This window comes from Bordetella ansorpii (assembly GCF_900078315.1).
GTDB classification, from domain to species: domain Bacteria; phylum Pseudomonadota; class Gammaproteobacteria; order Burkholderiales; family Burkholderiaceae_B; genus Bordetella; species Bordetella ansorpii.
The window spans coordinates 1,339,387-1,359,657 of the sequence record NZ_FKBS01000014.1 but is presented as its reverse complement, the minus strand read 5'-3'; the positions used below and the strand labels follow the sequence as shown (position 1 = coordinate 1,359,657).

Sequence of the window (20,271 nt, the reverse complement as noted above, 5' to 3'; positions counted from 1 at the left end):
ACAAGCGGGCGCTCTGGGGAATATCGGTTGCTTGTCATTGGCCGGGCGCTTGCGAATCCATCGAGGGAAGGCGGACGCCCGTTCCGGAGATAGCACTGGAATAGCGAGATATTGGGAATTGCATCAAATCGCTGCGGTATCGATTTCTTCCTATCCACCTTGGCTAGCATCGAAGCACTGCAATCGGCATGCGCAGCTTTTCTCGCCAACCAAAGGGAGACTCATGCACAGCACGAAACGCGATTCGCCGCGGCGGCAATGGCTCGCCGTCCTGGGGTTATCGATTGCCATGCTGGTCGCTGGCGCCACGCAGCCCACGGCCCGCGCAGCGTCATCAGGCCCGGATGACAAGCAGGCCACGGCCCCCGGCTCGACAGAGAGTCCCGTCGCCTATCTGCAGGCAAATACCGGCGGCGACAGCATGCTTGCCGAGAAAAAATCCGGATATGCGCTTGAAGTGCATGTGCTCGATGGCAGCCATGCGGTCAAGGAAATAGCGCGATGCGCGCGTATTTCAAGCGGCAATGCGTTGGGGGGAGGCACGGAACGCGAACTGCAAGTTGCCATCTGCGAAGGAGACGAGCGCAACCGGGGCGAATACTGGCTGATAAGCGAACCGGGCGTCGTCAGCGTGCGCAAGGGCCCCATCGGCACCGAGCAACAGATGCTGCTGGAGCACAGGCTGCAGAACTCAAAAGCGCGCGCCATCGCAAAGGCAGGTCAGTGACTCATCCGCCCGTCGCGTTGAGGCCCGGCGGGCGGTGCCAGGCTTCAGACAAAGCCGCAATCGCCTCAGCCAGCAGCGGCGCATCCAGAACGACAAAAAGCCCGCATTCTCATAGGAGAACTGCGGGCTCTTGGTACACCCGGGGACAACCCGGACAAATTCTTGGTGCCGACGGCGAGACTCGAACTCGCACAGCTTTCGCCACTACCCCCTCAAGATAGCGTGTCTACCAATTTCACCACGTCGGCATTGGGCACTTCACCGACCGAACCCCTGCCGCGAAGGCGATGTGGCTCGATGGACTTCCTGATCTTTCCTGGCTGCAAGTACTGAGGCCGCACTTCGCCAAGGAAGTCGGAAATTCTAGCATGAGTCTGTATCAGCACTCAAATCGGCATGCCTGGAGCCCGCTGCGGCCGTTGTAACCGGGCACGGGCCGCGGCCTGAGCACTACCCATCAAGCCGCCCCACCGACCACGCCCACTCACGCCCCCTGCTTCTTCGCCATATTCCCCAGAATCAAATCCCTTCCAGCAAAGATCCCCCCGGTCGTCTCCAGCACCAGCCGCTCCGCATCCCGCCGCCGCACCTCGTCCAGGTACCCCTGCGCCTCTTCCTCGGTGGCCCCCAGCCGCAGCACCGCCTCGCGCCCCATCGCCATCCCCGACTCGAACGTCTCGCGGACCACGAAATCGGCATCGTGCTTGATCAGTTCCACCGCATGCTCCCGGTCCCACGCCCGCACCAGAATCTCGGTATGCGGGTTGACCTCCTGCACGTTCTCGACAATCCGCGTAGCCGCCACCTTGTCATCCACGCAGATCAGGATCAGTTGCGTCTTATCGATCCCCGCCGCATGCAGCACATCCGGCCGCACCCCGTCGCCGTAGTACACCTTGAACCCATACTTCTCGGCATTGCGGATCACTTCGGGATCGTTGTCGATGATGGAAATATCCGCCCCACTGGCCAGCAGGCCCTGGCTGGCGATCTGCCCCACGCGGCCAAAACCCACGATCAGCACGCAGCCCTTCAGGTCCTGGGCACGGTCCACGCCATCCATCGACGGCGCTTCCTTGCGCGCCATGCGCTTCTGAGCGATCACAGCCAGCGGCGTCAGCACCATGGACAGCACGATGATCGCCGTCATGTTGGCATTGACCTGCGCGTCGATCACGCCCCCGTGCGCAGCCGCCTGATACAGCACGAAAGCGAACTCGCCGCCCTGCGCCATCAAAATGGCGCGATCCGACGCCTCGCCGCGCGAACTCTTCAGCAACCGTGCCACGCCATAGATGCACAGCGCCTTCACCACCATCATGGCGACCACGCCGGCGCAGATCAGCATCCAGTTGGCATAGACCACGTCCAGGCGCAGCGACAGGCCCACCGCCAGGAAGAACAGCCCAAGCAACAGCCCCCGGAACGGCTCGATGTCGGCCTCCAGCTGATGGCGGAAGCTGGACTCGGACAGCAGCACGCCCGCGATGAAGGCGCCCATGGCCATGGACAGGTTGCTTTTCTCCATCAACACGGCCGCCCCCAGCACCACCAGCAGGGCGGCCGCGGTCATCACCTCGCGCGCCTTGGCGCGGGCCAGGATGCGGAACAGGGGGTTCAGCAGCCACAGGCCCGCGGCGACCAGCACGGCGATCGCGCCGGCGGCGATGCCGATGTTCTGCAGCACGGCGGCCGGCTCGCGCGGCGCGGCGCCTTCGGGGGCCAGGAAGGCCACGATGGCCAGCAGCGGCACGATCAGCAGGTCTTCGAACAGCAGCACCGAGACGATGCGCTGGCCGCCCGGCTGGGCGATGTCGCCGCGCTCGTTCAGGATCTGCACGACGATGGCGGTGGACGTCAGCACGAATCCCATCGCCGACACGAACGACACCGCCAGGGGGAAGCCGAACGCCAGGCCCACGCCGGTCAGCAGCAGGCCGCAGACCAGGATCTGTGCGCTGCCCAGGCCGAAGATCTGGCGGCGCAGGCCCCACAGATGCGAGGGCCGCATCTCCAGGCCGATGATGAACAGGAACATCACCACACCCAGCTCGGCCACGTGCAGCAAGGTGCCGTCGTCGTTGATCAGCCCCAGGCCGAAGGGGCCGATGACCAGGCCGGCCACCAGATACCCCAATACCGAGCCCAGCCCCAACTTGCGGAACAGCGGCACCGCCACCACCGCTGCACCCAGCAGGGTCAGCACCTGCTCCAAACCACCTGCCCCGGATTCCACTGCCATGGCGAGCCTTTCCTGTATGCGTTGTTTGGCCGCATCATAAAGGCTGTTTGAAGGCACGAGCGTGAAAAGGCCCCATACCTTGGCATGAGGCCCGGTTTGTCAATCGCCCGCAGGCATGCGCCCGCGCGGCCATCAGCCCTTGAACGTCTTGTTCCAGGCGTCCAGGATCGAGGCCTGGTTCTGCTGCAGATAATCCAGGTCCAACTGCATCATTTTCTCGCGCTGCTGGGTCGTGAAGTTGATCTCGCGCTCCAGCTCCTCGGGCAGTTTCACGTCGTCCACCGTGGGCAGGTAGCCCATGCGGCTGGCGAACGCGGATTGCGCGCTGGGCGACAGCATGGCGTCCAGGTAGCCGTAGGCCAGCTCCTTCTGGCGCGTGTTGGCGGGCACGGCGGCTTCGTACGAAGTGGGAATGCCTCCCTCGGACGGCACGATGCGCGCCACCGGCACGCCCTGCTTGCGCCACATGTAGGCACGGGCCGCGGCGATGATGGTGAACCATATCTCGCCCGACTTCAGCGCCACGGCCACCGCCTCGGTGGACGGCAGCACCTTGGCGTCCAGCGCCTTCATCTCGTCCAGCTTGGCCTGGGCGGGCGCGAAGTTGCTCATCGACCCTCCGCCCACGATGGCGGCGATGGCAGTGTTGGTCGTGTACTGGAAATCGCACAGGCCCACGCGGCCGCGCCATTTCGGATCCCACAGATCGGCGAACGAGGTGGGCGGGGTCTTCACCATGTCGGTGTTGTAGACGATGACGTAGGCCGAATAGATATGGGGAATCGCGTGCGACTTCTTCAGGAAGGGCAGCACGTGGCGGGTACGCGCCACCGTGTCTTCGTTCACGGGCGCCAGCGCATTCATGCCAGCGGCGGCGTGGATGTCGAAGTCAGCCAGGCAGGCCACGTCCATGCTGCCCCGGCGCGAATTGCGCTCGGCCAGCAGCTTGGCACGGCGTTGCATGGGCGCGCCGATGGACTGGACGACTTCGATGCCCTTGGGCTCCATCAATGCATCGTCGACGGACGCTTTCAGGATGTTGCCGAAGTCGCCGCCCCACGTCCCCACCACCAGTTGCTGGCGGGCGGCGAACGACAGCCCCGGAAAGGCCGCGCCAGCCATGGCGGCGCAAAGCAGTTGACGGCGGGTCAGGTGAGGCATGTCGGATCTCCGGTCTTCAGGGACAACGATTCAGAAAGCGAAAAAGGTCAGGCCAGCTTGCGCAGCGGCAGCAGCAGGCGGGAGTCTTGGCCGGGCCCGCGATGCACGGTCAGCCGAGGCGGACGGCCATGCGGAATCTGGCCGCAGTGATCGGCATCGGCGCCCGCCAGCGACACGCGGATACGGCTGCCCGGCGAGAAACGCCAGGCCACGGGCAGCATGGCGAAGCGGATCAGTTCGGCCCGGCCCGGCACCAGCGGGCTGGCATCCTCGCGGCGGAAGGTGCGAAACGGCCACGAGGTGCGGAACATCGGCGGGCACGGCGCTTCCTTGCGATGCAGCGCGCGCAGCAGGCCCTCGGTCACGTAGCGCTCGCGGCCATCGGCCTCGATCTCGGTCAGGTAGACGAACAGCGCGGCATCGGGCTCGCTGCTGGACAGGTGCAGCTCGATCACCGCATGGCCAGCCAGTTCGGCGGCGCTGTCCAGCGGGGCCGAGGTGTAGCTCAGCAGGCGGTCGGTACGGCCCTGCCAGTCCGGGTAGTACTCGGTGCTGTTGATGGCCGCGATGCGCTCGTAGCGCGTGCCGTGGCCCGTGCCCAACGTGAAATCGACCTGGTAGTCGTCAGAGCCCTCGGCCTGGGACGGCTGGGTCTCCAACCGGCCCTCGCCGTTCAGGTGCAGTGCGGTGTGCTCCAGTTGCGGCGGCCATTGTTCCGCGCCACGCCAGGCCTGCGCATGCAGGCTGAAATAATGCACGGGCGCCTCATGCTGCAGGCCGGTATCGCGGCCCATCAGGTAATGGTCGAAGAAGCGCAGGATCTCGGCCAGCCAGGGGAAATCGGGCGATTCAGAGCGGCGCCAAGGCGACACGTCGATGCGCGCGCCGTGATCCCAAGGACCCAGCAGCAGATGGCGCGGATTCTTCGACAACGTCAGGAAGCGAGCGATGGCGCCATTGGCGTAGCCCGCGCCGTCCATCCAACCCGACACCGACAGGATCGCCACGTCTTCGCGCGTGCCTTCGGCCACGGCATAGGGGCTGAACGAGGCCGAGCTGAAGGTCGGATCGTACGGCAGCGCTTCTTCGCGGAAACGGAACTCCGGCATGAACTCGGTCTGGCGGAAGTTGCCCAGGTGCTCGCGCACAGCCTGCTGCACCAACGTGCCGTCGCCGTCTTCGTCCACCGGCTGCGGTCCGCGGAAATCCGGGTTGGCGTAGTACACGAAGCGCGACAGCATCTCGCGGCGGTCGTGGTCCATGGCCACCATCAGGTCGTCGTAGCTTTGCGTCAGCGCCTTGAGCTGGATGCCGCCCGGAAAGTAGTTGTCGATATAGGTGTCCCATACCGAGAACAGCGGCGCGATGGCCTTCACCGCGGGGTGGCCTGTGCTGGCCAGGAAATCGGAGGCCGCGCCCAGATAGGACACGCCCGTCGCCCCAAGCACGCCATCGGACCACGGCTGGGCGACCACCCAATCGGCCACTTCGCGGCTGTCCTCGCGCTCGCGCGGCGAGCGGAAGCTGTCGCGCGTACCGAAGCTGGCGCCGGTGCCGCGCACGTCGATCACGATCACGGCATAGCCACGCGGCACGAAGTAATCGCGGAACTTGCCGGTGTTGGGATTGTTCTCGCCCGTGGCGCCTTCGGCCATCTTGAAACGGCGGTAGTAAGGCGTGAAGAACAGCAGCGTGGGCAGTTGCGCCGGTGGCTCGCGACCTTCGTGGGCTTGCGGCAGGTAGACGTCGATCGCCAGGCGGCAGCCGTCGCGCATCGTCAGATAACGCGATTGCGGCGCGGACGGCAAGGCGAATTCGGGGGGACGCGATTGCCCATATTGCTGGGGCGACACCTTCCAGGCGTCGTCGGACACGATGGTTTCTGCGGACATGGCACTACCGGTGATACGTTGCGGCGGGCCACATGCCCGCCGATCGAACGCATCATCGGCGCGTGCGGCGCCGCGAACCAAATACGCATTGCCGATGCACCCATAGGAAAAAACGATGGTAGGGGCATGGCCGTCTCGGCAGGCCCTTTTTATAGGGGTTATCTCTAGTGCATGCGGACCGGTTAAGGCCTAGTCTGGGCCTCTGCACCCTCTGCCCATAACACCAGCCTATCCCCCGACCCGATGGACCTGCGGCAACTGCGCTACTACGCCCGCATCGTAGAACTCGAAAGCATCACGGCCGCTGCCCAGGCGCTGCACGTGGCGCAACCCTCGCTCAGCCAGCACATCGCCAACCTGGAGGCCGAGCTGGACACTGTGCTGCTGCAACGCAGCCCGCTGGGCGTGCGCCCCACCGATACCGGCCTGGTGCTATACCAGCACGCCAAGGCCGTGCTGCGGCAAGTGGAAGAGGCCAGCGCCGCCGTGGCACGCACCCGCGAGACACCCTCGGGCCACGTCACCGTGGGCCTGCCCACCAGCACGTCGCGGGTGCTGGCGCTGCCGCTGATCGACCGCGTGGCCCAGACGCTGCCTGGCGTCACGCTGGAACTGATCGAGGCGTCGACCTACAGCCTGGCCGAGTCCGTGGCCACGCAACGCCTGGACATGGCCATCGCCATGGAGGTGCGGCCGCGCCACGGCATGCGCACGGTGCCGCTGTTCGATGAGGAACTGATGCTGGTCGGCTTGCCGATAGAGGCCCGGCAGCAGGCGATCAGCCTGGCGGAGGCGGCCTCGTTGCCGCTGCTGTTGCCCAGCTTTCCGAATTCGGTGCGGGTGATCGTGGAGCGTGCCTGCTCGGAAGCGGGGCTGCCGTTGACGCTGGTGGCCGAGACCAGCGCGGTGTCCATCCTGCTGACCTGCACGCGGCATGGCCGGGGCTGGACGGTGTTGCCGTGGTCGGCGCTGGCGGAAGGAAATTCGGTGGCCTCTGACATCGTGGGCATACCGATCCTGGACGACACCCTGCGCCGCCGCGCCGCGCTGTGCGTGTCGGCGGCGGCCGAGACCAGCCTGGCCTGCCAGGCGGTGGAACACGCGCTGGTCAGCCTGGTGCGCGAACTGATCGAGGGAGGCCGATGGCGCGGGGCACGCATGCGGCCCGCGCCATGAAATGAACAAGCCTGGCGCGATACGGCGCCAGGCTGTCGGGGTCTTGCGTGCCGGCGGCGAACGATGAGGCGTCCGCGTGCCGGCGATACGAGAGACTTATTTGGCCGGTGCGGGGGCAGCGGGCGTTTCCGCCGGGGCCTTGGGCACCGAGTTGTCGGAAGCGGCCGGCGCAGCCGGAGCCGGCGTGGACGGCGCGGCGGGCACCGAACCCGCGCCCGGCACGGACGACGACGGGGCTGCGCCACCCGGCACCTGGGGCACCGAGCGGTCTTGGTAGTTCTGCATCACGCCGCTTTCGACGGGATTGGCGCTGCCGATGTGCAGCGAATGCGTGACGTAAGCCAGGCCGGCGGTGGACACGAAGAAGACCACGGCGGCCCACTTGGTGGAACGCGACAGGAAGTTGGCCGCGCCGGACGCGCCGAACAGGCTGCCGGCCGAGCCGGTGCCGAATGCCGACCCCATGTCGGCGCCCTTGCCCTGCTGCAGCAGGACCAGCACGATGATCGACAGGGCCGACAGGACCTGGATGATCATCAACACAGTATTGATAGACATGAAAAACTCCGAACGGAAACTTTAGGCTGCGGCGATGCGCAGGAATTCATCGGCCACCAACGACGCGCCGCCCACCAGGGCGCCATCGATGTCGGGCATGGCGAACAGGCTGGCGGCATTGGCCGCCTTGACGCTGCCGCCGTACAAAACTTGAACCTGGGGCACGCCCAGGCCTTGCAGGGCCACACGGATGGCGCTGTGCACTTCCTGCGCCTGCTCGGGGCTGGCGGTGCGGCCGGTGCCGATGGCCCAGACGGGCTCGTAGGCCAGCACCATGCGCGCCAGGGCGTCGGCGCCCAGGGCCAGCACCGGAGCCAACTGGCGCTGGATCACGCCCAGGGTGTTGCCGCCCTCGCGCTCGTCCAGCGACTCGCCCACGCAGACCACCGGGGTGATGCCGGCGGCCAGCGCGGCGGCGGCCTTGTCGGCCACCATCTGATCGGACTCGCCGTGCAGCGAGCGGCGCTCGGAGTGGCCCACCAGCGCCCAGGTACAGCCGAACTCGGCCAGCATGGCGGCGGACACTTCACCGGTGTAGGCGCCCTTGTCGTGCTTGCTGACGTCCTGCGCGCCCCAGGCGATGGAACTGCCTTCCAGCAGTTGCTGCACCTGGCCCAGGTACGGGAACGGCACGCAAACCCCGAACTGGCAATGCGCGGCCGGGTCGGCGGTGCCCAAGGCTTCGAGCAACGCGGCGTTCTCGGCCAGGTTGCCGTGCATCTTCCAGTTGCCCAGCACAAGGCGGGCGCGAGCTTGGGTCGTGGTCATTGGGCGATGGGTTGTCAACAGGATTGTCAATGGATCTCGGGATGATCTCTGATAGGGGAAGACCGGAAGGGAAAATCCCGGTCAAACCCAAGATTGTATCCTGTTGCCGCGCAACGCGCCTGACCGTTACAGCCTTAAATCGTCAGGATGATCTTGCCGATGTTTTCACCCGACTCCATCATGGCGTGGCCGGCTGCCGCCTGCTCCAGCGGCAACGTGGCGTGGATGACGGGCTTGATCGCGCCCGATTCCAGCAGCGGCCACACGCGGGCCTGCAGGGCGCGCGCGATCCGGCCCTTGAACGCCACCGGACGCGGACGCAGCGTGGAGCCGGTGATGGTGAGGCGCCGGCGCAACACATGATTGCAATCGACCTGCGCCTGGGCCCCGCCCAGCAACGCGATGATGACGATGCGGCCGTCGTCGGCCAGGCACTTGATGTTGCGAGGGATGTAGTCGCCCGCCACCATGTCCAGGATGACGTCGACGCCAGCGCCGCCCGTGGCGTCGAGCACTTCCTTCACGAAATCCTGCGACTTGTAGTTGATGCCCTTGGTGGCGCCCAGTTCTTCGACGGCGCGCACGCGGTCGTCGCTGCCCACCGTGGCGTAGACCGGATTGCCCATGGCCCGCGCGATCTGGATGGCCGTGGTGCCGATGCCGCTGGCCCCGCCATGCACCAGCAGCGCCTCGCCTTCGGCCAACTGGCCGCGGTCGAACACGTTGCTCCAGACGGTGAAATAGGTCTCGGGCAGGCCCGCGGCCTCGATCAGGCTCAGGCCCTTGGGGATCGGCAGGCACTGCACCGCCGGGGCCACGCAATACTCGGCGTAGCCGCCCCCCGCCACCAGCGCGCACACCTGCTCGCCCAGCGCGAAGCCGCCGGCCGCGGCATCGCCCGCGACGATCTCGCCCGCGACTTCCAGGCCCGGCAGATCCGAGGCTCCCGGCGGCGGCGCATAGTTGCCCTTGCGCTGGAACACGTCGGGCCGGTTGATGCCGGCCGCGGCCACCTTGATCAGCACTTCGCCCGGACCGGGCTCGGGCATGGGGCGCTCGGCCGGTACCAGTACTTCAGGACCACCGGGCTTGGAAATCTCGACTGCACGCATGGGATTGCCTCCAACTTGGTTGAGGCGTCCATTATCCCGCTGTTTGCAGGGACCCGCGCAACCGCAACGGCCATGCGGCAGACGCCTGTTGCCTGGATCGATTATGATTGCAGCCCTTCAGTGACCAACGGGCGTCAAGCCGCCCGGCTGTCCGCACCGGCCAGCAAGCGTCACGAATGCCGCAGGAAGCTTGGCAGAGTGGTCGATTGCACCGGTCTTGAAAACCGGCAACCCGCAAGGGTTCCAGGGTTCGAATCCCTGAGCTTCCGCCAGCGAATCAGGGCGCAGGCACGCCTGTTGCGTCCCGCATACCTTCAAATGGAAAACGGCCGCGATGCGGCCGTTTTCATAGCATCGACACAGGCATCCGTGCATCCGAAGATGCACGGACATGCCGATCAATAGCCCCAGCACGTACCCGCGGCAGGCTTGCCGCAGGTGCGATAGTGCGCGGCGTACCACAGCTTGCCGGCCTTGCGCGACTCGCCGTTGCTCTTCACGTCGCCGCGCGACAGCTCGTCCAGTTCCGTCAGGGCGTCGTCGGTCTCGTCGGCGTCGGCGCCCAGGGTGATATGGCCCAGGCTAGCCGCCGTGTAGTCGCCATAGACCGCGTCGGTGTCGCTCAGCTTCATCATCTGCAGCGTGACGTCGCGCACGGCGGCCGAGTAGCTGATGTCGCTCTCGCCGGCGACCGCTTCGTACGTGCCGGGCGTCGTGGCGCTCTCCTCGATCGAGCTCTTGGCGACCACGTCGGCCAGGCCGGCCGTCGTCGTGGACGACAGCGCGTAGTACGGCAGGACGCGGATCTGCGTGCCCATGACCTGCTGCTGGCGGCGGATCCAGTCGCCCCACAGGAATTCGGCGAACTCGGGCAGCTCGCCCTGCTTGTAGGCGATGTCGCGGGTGAAGTAGACCAGCGAGCGGTACTTGTCTTCCGCCATGCCGCCCGGCTCGGTGTCGTTGGCCATGCCCAGGCGCGTCGGCAGTTGGTCGACGGTGATGGGGTGGTTGTTGCCGTCGATCAGCCAGGTCTGCTTCTCGTCGACCATCTTCTGCCAGAAGGCTTCCTTGGTGGCGATGTCGCTGTAGTTGGCCGACACGCGCACGTACACCTCGAGCTCGGGGCCGCCGTCGAAGATCTCGCGCAGGGCGCTGAACGAATGATGGCCGTCGGTCAGGTACAGGTTGCCGTCGTAGCCGATCACGACCGTCTTCATCACGGCCTTGTCTTCGGGATCCGCACCCGGCTCGCTGTCGCACTGGAACGAACTCAGGTCGGCCAGCGTCGCGGCGCGCGCGTCGGCAATGGTGTCGAAACCGCCGAAATCATGCTGGCCGGTGTCTTCGCAGTAATCGCCGAACTTCTTGGCGACCGTGTCGTTGATGTAGTCCAGTTGCGAATCCGGATCGGCGGTCCACGTGGGACGGTCGAAGTCGCCCTGCCAGCGGCCCAGCTTGTAGTAGATCTGGTCGTAGCCCAGCGCCGGTTGCGTGGGGATCAGTTCCTTGATCTTGACCTTCAGGATGTCGCCTTCGGCGGCCTTCAGGTAAGTCTGGTTGCGCGTATCGGCGGGGGTGTCGGGCGTCGACGGCTGCGTGACGGGCGTGTCGTCGGCGACTTCGTCGTCGTCATCGCTGCCGCCGCACGCGGCCAGCGCCAGGGGCAGCAGGGCCAGCGCGGCCACACGGGCGGCGCGGCGGTGCAGTTGGAACCAAGGTTGGGACGGGGATGCGGTCTGGATGGGCATGGACGCTCTTGAGCTCTGGTGGCTGTTAAGGAAGGCTGTCATGCTGTCGTTGCAATGTGTCACCAGGATTGCAATATGTGATTCCGTCGCAAATGCCCCACTCCAGGCCGATGGTATAGTTGCCGCCTCTTTCGGCCTGGATCCGGCGCAAGCCCGGCCCTCCGGCGCCGCGCATCCATGGCGAAATTGGTAGACGCAAGGGACTTAAAATCCCTCGCCGCAAGGCGTCCCGGTTCGATCCCGGGTGGATGCACCACCACAGACCCTCCCCCTTTCCAGATAGCCCGTTTCAGGGTTATACCTCTCGCAGCGCCCGATTGTTAACGGTACCATCTGGCTGGATTGCATTCCGTCACTGGCAGGTCTACACCGGACTCCGGCACAGGCATGGGCGAAACCACGAGGGAAGAAGCAGAAATCGTCGGCAAGCTGTATGCCGGCATTCTGCACAAAGACCGCTGGCACACGGCCTTGAAGGCCGTCTGCGCGCACGTCGGCGGACAACACTCGGCGTTGATGCTGCTGGAGCCGCCCGGCCGCGTGGTGGTGGCCGACACGCCCGATCTGCCGCAGCCCGTCATCGACGACTACGAAACCTATTACGCGGCGCACGACCCCGGCCACGAGTTCGCTCCCCGGACGCCGGTGGGCGAGTGCTACGTCGACCACCGCGACTTCGGCGAAGCCCGCATGCGGGCCTCCGAGTTCTACCAGGATTTCTTCCATCGCCACGACATGGGCGCCCTGATGTGCGCGCCCATGGTGCGCCTGCCCGGCGCCGAGTGGTACATCTCGTTCCAGCGCGCCAAGGATCGCGGGCCGTTCGCCGCCGAAGACGAAAGCGCGCTGCTGCGGCTCGTGCCGCACCTGCGCGAGTCGATCCGGCTGCGGCTGCGCCTGGCGGACATGGAGCGACAGGCTGCGCTGGCCAGGACCTCCCTGGATGCGGTCGCCGCGCCTTTGCTGATCGCCGATGCGGACGGCCACGTGGCGCTGGCCAATGCCGCTGGCGAACAATGGCAGGCGCAGCACGGCAAGAAGCTGCGTACCCACGCGAACTGGCAACGCGTGCTGCACACGGCCTGTGGCCGCCAGGGCCCCGCGCGGGCGGCCGCCTTCCGTCTGCATACACCCAGCGATGATTACGTCGTCGCCACGCCGTTGCCTGCCGATCACCGCTACGCGGCCGCGCACACGCAGCCGCTGGCGCTCGTGCTGGTGCGCAGCGCCGCCGGGCAGCCGCTGTCCCTGCAAGGCAGCCTGACCGATCTGTTTCGGCTGACGCCCGCCGAGACGCGCCTGCTGGAGTTGCTGCAACAGGACCTGAGCCTGGCGCAGGCCGCCGAATCGCTGCGCGTGTCGTACGCCACGGTAAAGACGCAACTGGCTTCACTGTTCCAAAAGACCGGCACACGCCGCCAGGCCGAGTTGCTGTTGTTGATCACACGCCTGAGCCTGGCGGCCGAGTCCGCCGCCAGTTAGTGCCGCGGGCCGATTGATGCACCGACGCGCAGGGATCCTGCGGGACCTCGCGCCAGCCTGTATTTGCACATCGGCCGGCGTGGCGCAACAATCGCGGCAGTCCCCTCTCCGTCGCCACGCCCCTTCGCTGCACAATGTCTACCGCTTCCCCGCCTTTCGTCGTCCTGGACGCCTGCGTATTGATGTCCACGGTGCTGCGCCAGCTATTGCTGCGCGTGGCCGATCTGGGGGTGTTCCAGCCCGTGTGGACGGAGCGCATCGGCGAGGAATGGCGGCGCAACGCCGCGCGCCTGTGGCAGGTGCCACAGGACATGCTGACCGAGCGATGGGACGCCATGAATCAGCGTTTTCCCGGCGCGTTGGAGTCGGATATCCAGGCCTACGAGGCCGTGCTGCGCTACAGCGACCCCAAGGATTTCCACGTGATCGCGGCCGGCCTGGCCCGCCGTGCGCGCTGCGGCCTGCAATACACGCCGACGGTGCACGTGATGACCTGGAACCTGAAGGACTTCAACCGTTCGGAACTGCGCCGGCAGGGGCTGGACGCCTTTGCGCCCGACCACTTCCTGGCGCAGTGGTGGCAGGCCGACGCGCAGAAACTGGATGCCGCGGTGCGGCAGGTGTCCGAAGACTATGTGGCGCTGGGCCGCGAGCCTGAGCCGCTGGAAAACACCCTGCATCGCGAGCGGCTGTACCGCCTGAAAAAGCTGGTGTCGGGACAGGGCCGCCAGCAAGGCTGACGCCACGCAGGCTTGCCGCCGAGGCTCAGTGGTCGTGATTGCTCGCGGCGAATCCCGCCGCGTTCAAGACTTCGATCACTTCCTGGATATGCTCGGGCCCGCGCGTCTGCAACACGAAATCCACCTCGACGTTGCGGACCGGCAGCGATGTGAAGGCGCGCTGGTGATGCACTTCGGTGATGTTGGCGTGCGCATCGGCGATCAGCTTGGTGGCGTGCGCCAGCGCGCCCGGCAGGTCGCGCAGGTCGACGCGGATGCGCGCCAGGCGGCCCGCGCGCACCATGCCGCGTTCGATCAGCTCGCCCAACATCAGCGGATCGATGTTGCCGCCCGTCAGCACCAGGCCGATGCGCTTGCCCCGGAAGTCGGTCCGGCCCGCGGCCTGGGCCTGAAGCAGCGCGGCAAGACCCGCGGCGCCCGCGCCTTCCACCACGGTCTTCTCGATTTCCAGCAACACCACGATGGCGTGCTCGATCTCGCCCTCGCTGACCAGCTCGATGCGGTCGACCAGGCGGCGCACGACCTGCTCGGTCAACGTACCCGGCGACTTGACGGCGATGCCTTCGGCGATGGTGTAGGCGCCCGAGGCCATGGGCACCCCCTGTATCGCGGCATACATCGACGGGAAACGCTCGGTCTGCACGCCGATGATCTCGATGTCCGGCTTGATGGCCTTGGCGGCCGTGGCGATACCGGAGATCAGCCCGCCGCCGCCGATGGCGACCACCAGCATGTCCAGGTCGGGCTGGGCCTCCATCATTTCCAGCCCCAGCGTGCCTTGCCCCGCCATCACGGCGGGATCGTCGTAGGGGTGGATCATGACCAGGCCACGGCTTTTGGCCAGCTCGTAGCCATGCGCCTTGGCATCGTCGAAGGTATCGCCGGCCAGCACGACCTCGGCACCGAAACGCCGGGTGTTGGCGACCTTCACGGTGGGGGTGAAACGCGGCATGACGATGACGGCCGGCACGCCCATCCGCTGCGCGTGATAGGCCACGCCCTGGGCATGGTTGCCCGCCGAGACCGCGATGACGCCCTGTCTGCGCTCTTGCTCGGACAGCGCCAGCATGCGGTTGAGCGCGCCACGCTCCTTGAAAGAAGCGGTGAACTGCAGGTTCTCGAATTTCAGCCAGATCTCGGCGCCCAGGATGTCGGACAGGGTGCGAGAGTGCTTGAATGGCGTTTTCTGCACCTGGCCCTGCAACTGGAGGCGGGCGGCTTGAATGGCAGCGAGGTCGATCACGATAGGTCTTTCCAGTTCAACGCACAGGCAGGAAGTTGAAGAACAGCAGCCCTTGCGCGTAATTGATGCCGATGCGCCGCGTGTTTTCGCCCAACAGGTTGGCGATGAGATCGAGCCGGCCGATAAGCGCGCCGAACTCGCGCTCGAAGCTGAGGTTGATGGCCTCTGCGGACATCTCGTTTGCCAGCAGCAGCGGCTCGCCCTGCGGGTTGCGGCGCGAGGCCAGCAGCCACGCGGCGGCCTCGACATTGCGAGCGGCATTGTAGATCCGCTGCCCGTCCAGCGCGTCGGTGGCATAGAAGCGGGTCTTGCCGTCGTGGGCGGCCAGGATGGTGTCGGCCAGGCCGTAGACGAACGCGGCCACGCGGTCGCCCTGGTAGGCCGGGTCCAGCGCCACCGCCAGCACCTGGATGTCGCGCAGGCCAGCCAGGCCCGGCGGCGGCCGGCGTTGCTCGATCATGCCGCGCACACGGGCCACGGCGGCCGTCTGATCGGTCTGCCCGGCCTTGCGCCATTCGCGCGGATTGCGGCGGTAAAGCTTGTCCAGCAGCGTGTACAGGCTGGACAGGTTGTCCCGCATGGCCAGTGTGACCGTGCGGTTGAAGTCGGTCTGCATCAACTGGTCGGCCGACATGCCTTCGTGGCGCGGTCCCTTGGAGGACGCACCCGACGGCGGGGTTCCCTGGGGCATGGCGCACCCCGCCAGCAGCATCACGCCTGCCAGCCCGAGTACGCGCGCGGTCGCAAGCCAGGTCGCCATCGTGCTCCGTCTGAAAAGCCAGGCCACGCCGATGCGGCCGGGCCGGCCCCGGGGAAGGACCGCCGTTTTCCGGGGGGACGGCGCAAACCGCCCGCCATCGAGAGTGGCATGACTTTACCGTAAAAGCTCCGCTCTGCCGCTGCAAAAAAACAAGGCCCCGGCCGGAAACCCGGTCGGGGCCTTGCGTGGCGAGTACCAGCACCGCGTGCAGCCCGGCAAACCGGACCGCACGCCGTCATGGATTACTCGGCTTGGGGAGCTGCCTGGGGCGCGGCTTCAGCGGCCTGGGCCTGCTGTTGCTCGATGCCGCCGATGGCCTTGACGGACAGGCGCAGACGGCCCTTGTCGTCGGCTTCGATGACCTTGACGCGAACCGCCTGGCCCACCTTCAGCACATCGTTGATGTTGGCGATGCGGTAGTTGGCGATTTCCGAGATGTGCAGCAGGCCGTCGCGGCCCGGCAGCACTTGCACGATGGCGCCGAAGTCCAGCAGGCGCAGTACCGAACCGTCGTAGATCTGGCCCACTTCGACGTCGGCGGTCAGTTCGACGATGCGGCGCTGGGCTTCCTTGGCCTTGCTTTCGTCGACGCTGGCGATGACGATGGTGCCGTCGTCGGAGATGTCGATCTGCGTGCCGGTTTCTTCGGTCAGCGCGCGGATGGTGGCGCCGCCCTTGCCGATCACGTCACGGATCTTCTCGGGGTTGATCTTGATGGTCAGCATGCGCGGCGCAAAGGCCGACAGCTCGCCACGCGACTCGCCCAGGGCGTCACGCATCTTGCCCAGGATGTGCAGACGGCCTTCGCGCGCCTGCTCCAGGGCCACCTGCATGATTTCCTTGGTGATGCCCTGGATCTTGATGTCCATCTGCAGCGCGGTGATGCCGTTGTCGGTACCCGCAACCTTGAAGTCCATGTCGCCCAGGTGATCTTCGTCGCCCAGGATGTCGGTCAGCACGGCGAACTTGCCGTTGTCCAGGATCAGGCCCATGGCCACGCCGGCCACGTGATCCTTCAGCGGGACGCCCGCGTCCATCATGGCCAGCGAGCCGCCGCACACCGATGCCATCGACGACGAGCCGTTGGATTCGGTGATTTCGGAGACCAGGCGGATGGTGTACTGGAAGTCTTCCGGCGCCGGCAGCAGCGAGACCAGCGAGCGCTTGGCCAGGCGGCCGTGGCCGATTTCGCGACGCTTCGGCACGCCGATGCGGCCCGTTTCGCCGGTGGCGAAGGGAGGCATGTTGTAGTGCAGCATGAAGCGGTCACGGTACTCGCCCATGAGCGCGTCGATGATCTGCTCGTCCTGCTTGGTGCCCAGCGTGGCAACCACCAGGGCCTGCGTTTCGCCGCGGGTGAACAGGGCGCTGCCGTGCGCGCGGGGCAGCACGCCCAGGCGCACGCTGATCGGGCGGACGGTGCGGGTATCGCGGCCGTCGATGCGGGGTTCGCCGTTCAGGATCTGGCCGCGCACGATGCGGGCTTCCATGTCGAACAGGACGTTGTCGACGGCGACGCCATCGGGAGCGACCTGGCCGGCGGTGGCGGCCTGTTCGGCCAGCTTGGCGTGCACGTCGGCGTAGACTTCACGCAGCTTGGTGGTGCGCGCCTGCTTTTCGCGGATCTGGTAGGCGGCGACCAGGCCTTCCTGGGCGGCGGCCGACACGGCGGCGATCAGCGATTCGTTCCTGGCGGCGGGCTGCCAGTCCCAGTCGGGCTTGCCGGCTTCGCGCACCAGGTCATGGATGACGTTGATGACGGTCTGCATCTGCTCGTGGCCGTAGACCACGCCGCCCAGCATCACTTCCTCGGACAATTGCTTGGCTTCGGATTCGACCATCAGCACGGCGGTTTCGGTGCCGGCGACGACCAGGTTCAGGTCCGAGTCGTTGACCTGCGAAGCGGTCGGGTTCAGGACGTACTGGCCGTTGATGTAACCCACGCGCGCGGCGCCGATCGGGCCGTTGAACGGGATGCCCGAGATGGCCAGCGCGGCCGAGGCGCCGATCATGGCGGCGATGTCGGGATCGATTTCCGGGTTGACGGACAGCGTGTGCAGGACGACCTGCACGTCGTTGTAGAAGCCTTCGGGGAACAGCGGACGCAGCGGACGGTCGATCAGGCGCGACGTCAGCGTTTCCTTCTCGGAGGGCTTGCCCTCGCGCTTGAAGAAGCCACCGGGGATGCGGCCCGCGGCGTAGGTCTTCTCGATGTAGTCGACGGTCAGCGGGAAGAAATCCTGGCCGGCCTTGGCCTTCTTGGCGGCCACGACGGTGGCCAGGACAACGGTATCCTCGATCGAGACCACGACGGCCCCGGATGCCTGGCGAGCGATCTCGCCGGTTTCCAGCGTGACCGTGTGCTGGCCGTACTGGAACGTTTTGGTGACTTTATTGAACATGACGGATATCCCTTGCAAATAAAAAACCGTGGCCGCTGCGATGACATCGCGGCGACCACGGTTGCTATGGGGAGCCTATACCCCAAGGGGAGCCAGCCCCGTCGATCACTTGCGCAGACCGAGTTTTTCGATCAGAGCGCGATACGAGTCGGGATTGCGGCCCTTGAGATAGTCGAGCAGTTTGCGGCGGCGGCTGACCATGCGCAGCAGACCGCGGCGCGAGTGGTGGTCCTTCATGTGTTCTTTGAAGTGACCGGTCAGTTCGTTGATACGGGCGGTGAGCAGAGCCACCTGAACTTCGGGGGAACCGGTATCGCCTTGGGCGCGCTGGAATTGCGAGACGATTTCAGACTTTTTGATGTCAGCGACAGACATTGATGACCTCTTCGGACATGCGGCAGGGCCGAGGCGCCCAGCCGTGGGTTGGCAATAACGTGTACGACAAATGCACACTGCGTATGCGTGCCCGGCAACAGGCACGCCATTCGAAAACGACGCACTTCAAGGCACGCCGTTCAAACAACGATGCCCGACAACGTTCGTCGGGCAAAAAGCATTGTAGCCGATTCGCTAGAATGTCCAAAACCTGGCCGGGCATTCGCGCCCGGACAGTCGCTTCCAGGAGACAGACCATGCTGCCCATCCGTCTGCTTGTCCGTACCACCGCACTGACCATCGCGCTTGCCGCCCTGAGCGCATGCACCACAATGGTGCAAAACATTCCGCCCGGCTCGCCCATGGCCACCGCCGAAAGCCAGTATGGCCGTCCCAACTTCACCTGCACCAGGCCCAACGGCGTCCAACGCGCCATCTGGACCCAGCAACCACTGGGCCAGTACGCCTGGGGCACGGACGTCACGCCCGATGGCCGCGTGGTCCGCATGGAATCCATCCTGACCGACGAGCACTTCAAGCTGCTGGCCGACGGCACCGAATGGACCGCCCAGCGCGTGCAGTGCGAATTCGGCCCGCCCGCCCGCATCGAGCAGGTCGGCCTGCCCAGCGTGCGGGAAGTGGTGTGGTCGTATCGCTACCGCCAGGACACCGTGTGGAATTCGCTGATGTACGTGTACCTGGGCCGCGACGGCCAGCGCGTGACGCGCTTTCATCCCGGCCCCGACCCCATGTACGACGAGGACCGCTTCGGCTGGGGCTGGTAGGCATCCGGCCGGAAACGTTCCATGCAAACGGGGCCGCACCGGCGGCCCCGAGATCGCCTCCCCGCCCCGCGGTCAGGCCGACGGCGGCGGCAGGCGGCGTCCCTGTTGCAGGCGGCGGGCGCGGTTCCAGCGCCAGGCCATCACCACCCAGCCCGACAGGCCATAAAGCATGAACAGGCCGAACAGCACCACCGGGGGATCGCTGGAGACGAACACGAACACCGCCACCACCACCAGGATGCCCCAGAAGGGCACGCTGCGGCCCAACGCGAAGCTCTTGCCGCTGAAGAACGGCGCGTTCGAGACCATGGACACGCCGGCATACATGGTGATGATGAAGGCCGCCCAGGCCATGAAACCATCGTGGATGGGCAGCTTGTTGTCGATGGCCAGCCAGACGAACCCCGCCACCAGCGCGGCCGAGGCCGGGCTGGGCAGGCCCTGGAAGAAGCGCTTGTCGACCACGGCGATGTTGGTGTTGAAGCGGGCCAGGCGCAACGCCGCTCCCGCCACGTACACGAAGGCCGCCAGCCAGCCCCAACGCCCCAGGTCTTGCAGGATCCATTCGTAGGCCACCAGCGCGGGCGCCACGCCGAAGGACGTCATGTCGGACAGCGAATCGTATTGTTCGCCGAAGGCCGACTGGGTATTGGTCAGACGAGCCACGCGGCCGTCCATGCCGTCGAGCACCATGGCCACGAAGATGGCGATGGCGGCCGTTTCGAAGCGGTCGTTCATGGCCTGCACGACGGCGTAGAAACCCGCGAACAGGGCGGCCGTGGTGAAGGCGTTGGGCAGCAGGTAAATGCTGCGATGGCGATTTTCGGGATCGCGCATGGAAAATTGTGGCATCAGTGCTAGTTGCTCGCGCATACCGGGGACAACTGAGAGGTTAACCCATGTCCCGTCCCCGCGCGCCGGGCAGATGCGACATTGCGTGCTGCGACGCGCCATCCGTTGCGCCTTCGGCTCGCCGCCCGCCCTGAAGGCGCGCCTTTTTTGCCTTGGGGCGGCCCGGCGGAAACAATGCCCCACGTGAACGGCGCCCCGAAGGTCGGATCCATATCCGACTTTTGGAGCGCCGTCCCACATGGGGCGCG

General features: G+C 66.2%; 17 protein-coding genes and 3 tRNA genes. 7 read left to right on the top strand and 13 right to left on the bottom strand.

Annotated features, from left to right (window positions below; genetic code table 11):
• Positions 1 to 223: 223 nt before the first annotated feature.
• Positions 224 to 727: a hypothetical protein gene (locus A7W11_RS13920; protein ID WP_156523071.1), complete on the top strand. Its 504-nt coding sequence runs from the start codon at positions 224 to 226 to the stop codon at positions 725 to 727.
• 163 nt (positions 728 to 890) lie between these two features.
• Here A7W11_RS13920 and A7W11_RS13915 read toward each other — a convergent pair.
• The 4 genes from A7W11_RS13915 to A7W11_RS13900 all read right to left on the bottom strand — a co-directional run bounded on the left by A7W11_RS13915 (position 891) and on the right by A7W11_RS13900 (position 6,022).
• Positions 891 to 975 (bottom strand) — tRNA-Leu (locus A7W11_RS13915).
• A gap of 236 nt (positions 976 to 1,211) precedes the next feature.
• Entirely contained in the window at positions 1,212 to 2,969 is a 1,758-nt protein-coding gene (locus tag A7W11_RS13910) for a monovalent cation:proton antiporter-2 (CPA2) family protein (RefSeq protein WP_066413204.1), read from the bottom strand.
• 132 nt (positions 2,970 to 3,101) lie between these two features.
• Positions 3,102 to 4,130, bottom strand: a complete 1,029-nt coding sequence (locus A7W11_RS13905; protein WP_066413202.1) for an extracellular solute-binding protein — start codon at positions 4,128 to 4,130, stop codon at positions 3,102 to 3,104.
• Positions 4,131 to 4,177: 47 nt separating this feature from the next.
• Complete coding sequence (locus A7W11_RS13900; RefSeq protein WP_066413197.1) at positions 4,178 to 6,022, bottom strand: CocE/NonD family hydrolase; 1,845 nt, start codon at positions 6,020 to 6,022, stop codon at positions 4,178 to 4,180.
• Between the two features lie 243 nt (positions 6,023 to 6,265).
• On the opposite strand from A7W11_RS13900, the gene A7W11_RS13895 reads away from it, so the two are divergent.
• On the top strand, positions 6,266 to 7,198 hold the full coding sequence (locus tag A7W11_RS13895) for a LysR substrate-binding domain-containing protein (protein ID WP_066413187.1): 933 nt from the start codon (positions 6,266 to 6,268) through the stop codon (positions 7,196 to 7,198).
• A 96-nt stretch (positions 7,199 to 7,294) separates the two neighbouring features.
• Here the strand turns inward: A7W11_RS13895 and secG are convergent, their stop codons facing one another.
• From secG to A7W11_RS13880, 3 genes are all read right to left on the bottom strand, one after another.
• Positions 7,295 to 7,756, bottom strand: coding sequence for a preprotein translocase subunit SecG (gene secG, locus A7W11_RS13890; RefSeq protein ID WP_066413184.1), 462 nt, complete (start codon positions 7,754 to 7,756; stop codon positions 7,295 to 7,297).
• Positions 7,757 to 7,777: 21 nt separating this feature from the next.
• Positions 7,778 to 8,524 carry a triose-phosphate isomerase gene (gene tpiA, locus A7W11_RS13885; RefSeq protein WP_066413182.1) on the bottom strand — a complete coding sequence of 249 codons (747 nt, stop codon included), beginning with the start codon at positions 8,522 to 8,524 and terminating at the stop codon, positions 7,778 to 7,780.
• Positions 8,525 to 8,658: 134 nt separating this feature from the next.
• Positions 8,659 to 9,636 (bottom strand): NAD(P)H-quinone oxidoreductase, encoded by a 978-nt coding sequence (locus tag A7W11_RS13880; RefSeq protein WP_066413175.1) that lies wholly within the window; start codon positions 9,634 to 9,636, stop codon positions 8,659 to 8,661.
• Between the two features lie 184 nt (positions 9,637 to 9,820).
• On the opposite strand from A7W11_RS13880, the gene A7W11_RS13875 reads away from it, so the two are divergent.
• Positions 9,821 to 9,908 (top strand) — tRNA-Ser (locus tag A7W11_RS13875).
• Positions 9,909 to 10,034: 126 nt separating this feature from the next.
• Here the strand turns inward: A7W11_RS13875 and A7W11_RS13870 are convergent.
• Positions 10,035 to 11,384, bottom strand: a complete 1,350-nt coding sequence (locus tag A7W11_RS13870; RefSeq protein WP_082887225.1) for a ParB/Srx family N-terminal domain-containing protein — start codon at positions 11,382 to 11,384, stop codon at positions 10,035 to 10,037.
• A 171-nt stretch (positions 11,385 to 11,555) separates the two neighbouring features.
• On the opposite strand from A7W11_RS13870, the gene A7W11_RS13865 reads away from it, so the two are divergent.
• The 3 genes from A7W11_RS13865 (at position 11,556) to A7W11_RS13855 (ending at position 13,606) form a co-directional block, all read left to right on the top strand.
• Positions 11,556 to 11,640, top strand: a tRNA-Leu gene (locus tag A7W11_RS13865).
• A gap of 131 nt (positions 11,641 to 11,771) precedes the next feature.
• Positions 11,772 to 12,866 (top strand): helix-turn-helix transcriptional regulator, encoded by a 1,095-nt coding sequence (locus tag A7W11_RS13860; RefSeq protein ID WP_066413171.1) that lies wholly within the window; start codon positions 11,772 to 11,774, stop codon positions 12,864 to 12,866.
• Between the two features lie 134 nt (positions 12,867 to 13,000).
• On the top strand, positions 13,001 to 13,606 hold the full coding sequence (locus tag A7W11_RS13855) for a PIN domain-containing protein (RefSeq protein WP_066413160.1): 606 nt from the start codon (positions 13,001 to 13,003) through the stop codon (positions 13,604 to 13,606).
• A 25-nt stretch (positions 13,607 to 13,631) separates the two neighbouring features.
• Here A7W11_RS13855 and A7W11_RS13850 read toward each other — a convergent pair whose 3' ends face one another.
• The 4 genes from A7W11_RS13850 to rpsO all read right to left on the bottom strand — a co-directional run bounded on the left by A7W11_RS13850 (position 13,632) and on the right by rpsO (position 18,386).
• Complete coding sequence (locus A7W11_RS13850) at positions 13,632 to 14,849, bottom strand: threonine ammonia-lyase (RefSeq protein WP_066413148.1); 1,218 nt, start codon at positions 14,847 to 14,849, stop codon at positions 13,632 to 13,634.
• Between the two features lie 16 nt (positions 14,850 to 14,865).
• Positions 14,866 to 15,609, bottom strand: a complete 744-nt coding sequence (locus A7W11_RS13845; protein WP_066413143.1) for a hypothetical protein — start codon at positions 15,607 to 15,609, stop codon at positions 14,866 to 14,868.
• A gap of 242 nt (positions 15,610 to 15,851) precedes the next feature.
• Positions 15,852 to 18,011 carry a polyribonucleotide nucleotidyltransferase gene (gene pnp, locus A7W11_RS13840; protein WP_066413133.1) on the bottom strand — a complete coding sequence of 720 codons (2,160 nt, stop codon included), beginning with the start codon at positions 18,009 to 18,011 and terminating at the stop codon, positions 15,852 to 15,854.
• 105 nt (positions 18,012 to 18,116) lie between these two features.
• Positions 18,117 to 18,386 carry a 30S ribosomal protein S15 gene (gene rpsO / locus A7W11_RS13835; protein WP_066132974.1) on the bottom strand — a complete coding sequence of 90 codons (270 nt, stop codon included), beginning with the start codon at positions 18,384 to 18,386 and terminating at the stop codon, positions 18,117 to 18,119.
• Positions 18,387 to 18,643: 257 nt separating this feature from the next.
• Here rpsO and A7W11_RS13830 point away from each other — a divergent pair, with 257 nt between their 5' ends.
• Positions 18,644 to 19,171, top strand: a complete 528-nt coding sequence (locus A7W11_RS13830) for a hypothetical protein (protein WP_066413130.1) — start codon at positions 18,644 to 18,646, stop codon at positions 19,169 to 19,171.
• 72 nt (positions 19,172 to 19,243) lie between these two features.
• On the opposite strand, the gene pssA is transcribed toward A7W11_RS13830, so the two are convergent.
• Positions 19,244 to 20,023, bottom strand: coding sequence for a CDP-diacylglycerol--serine O-phosphatidyltransferase (gene pssA, locus A7W11_RS13825; RefSeq protein WP_066413128.1), 780 nt, complete (start codon positions 20,021 to 20,023; stop codon positions 19,244 to 19,246).
• Between the last annotated feature and the right edge of the window lie 248 nt (positions 20,024 to 20,271).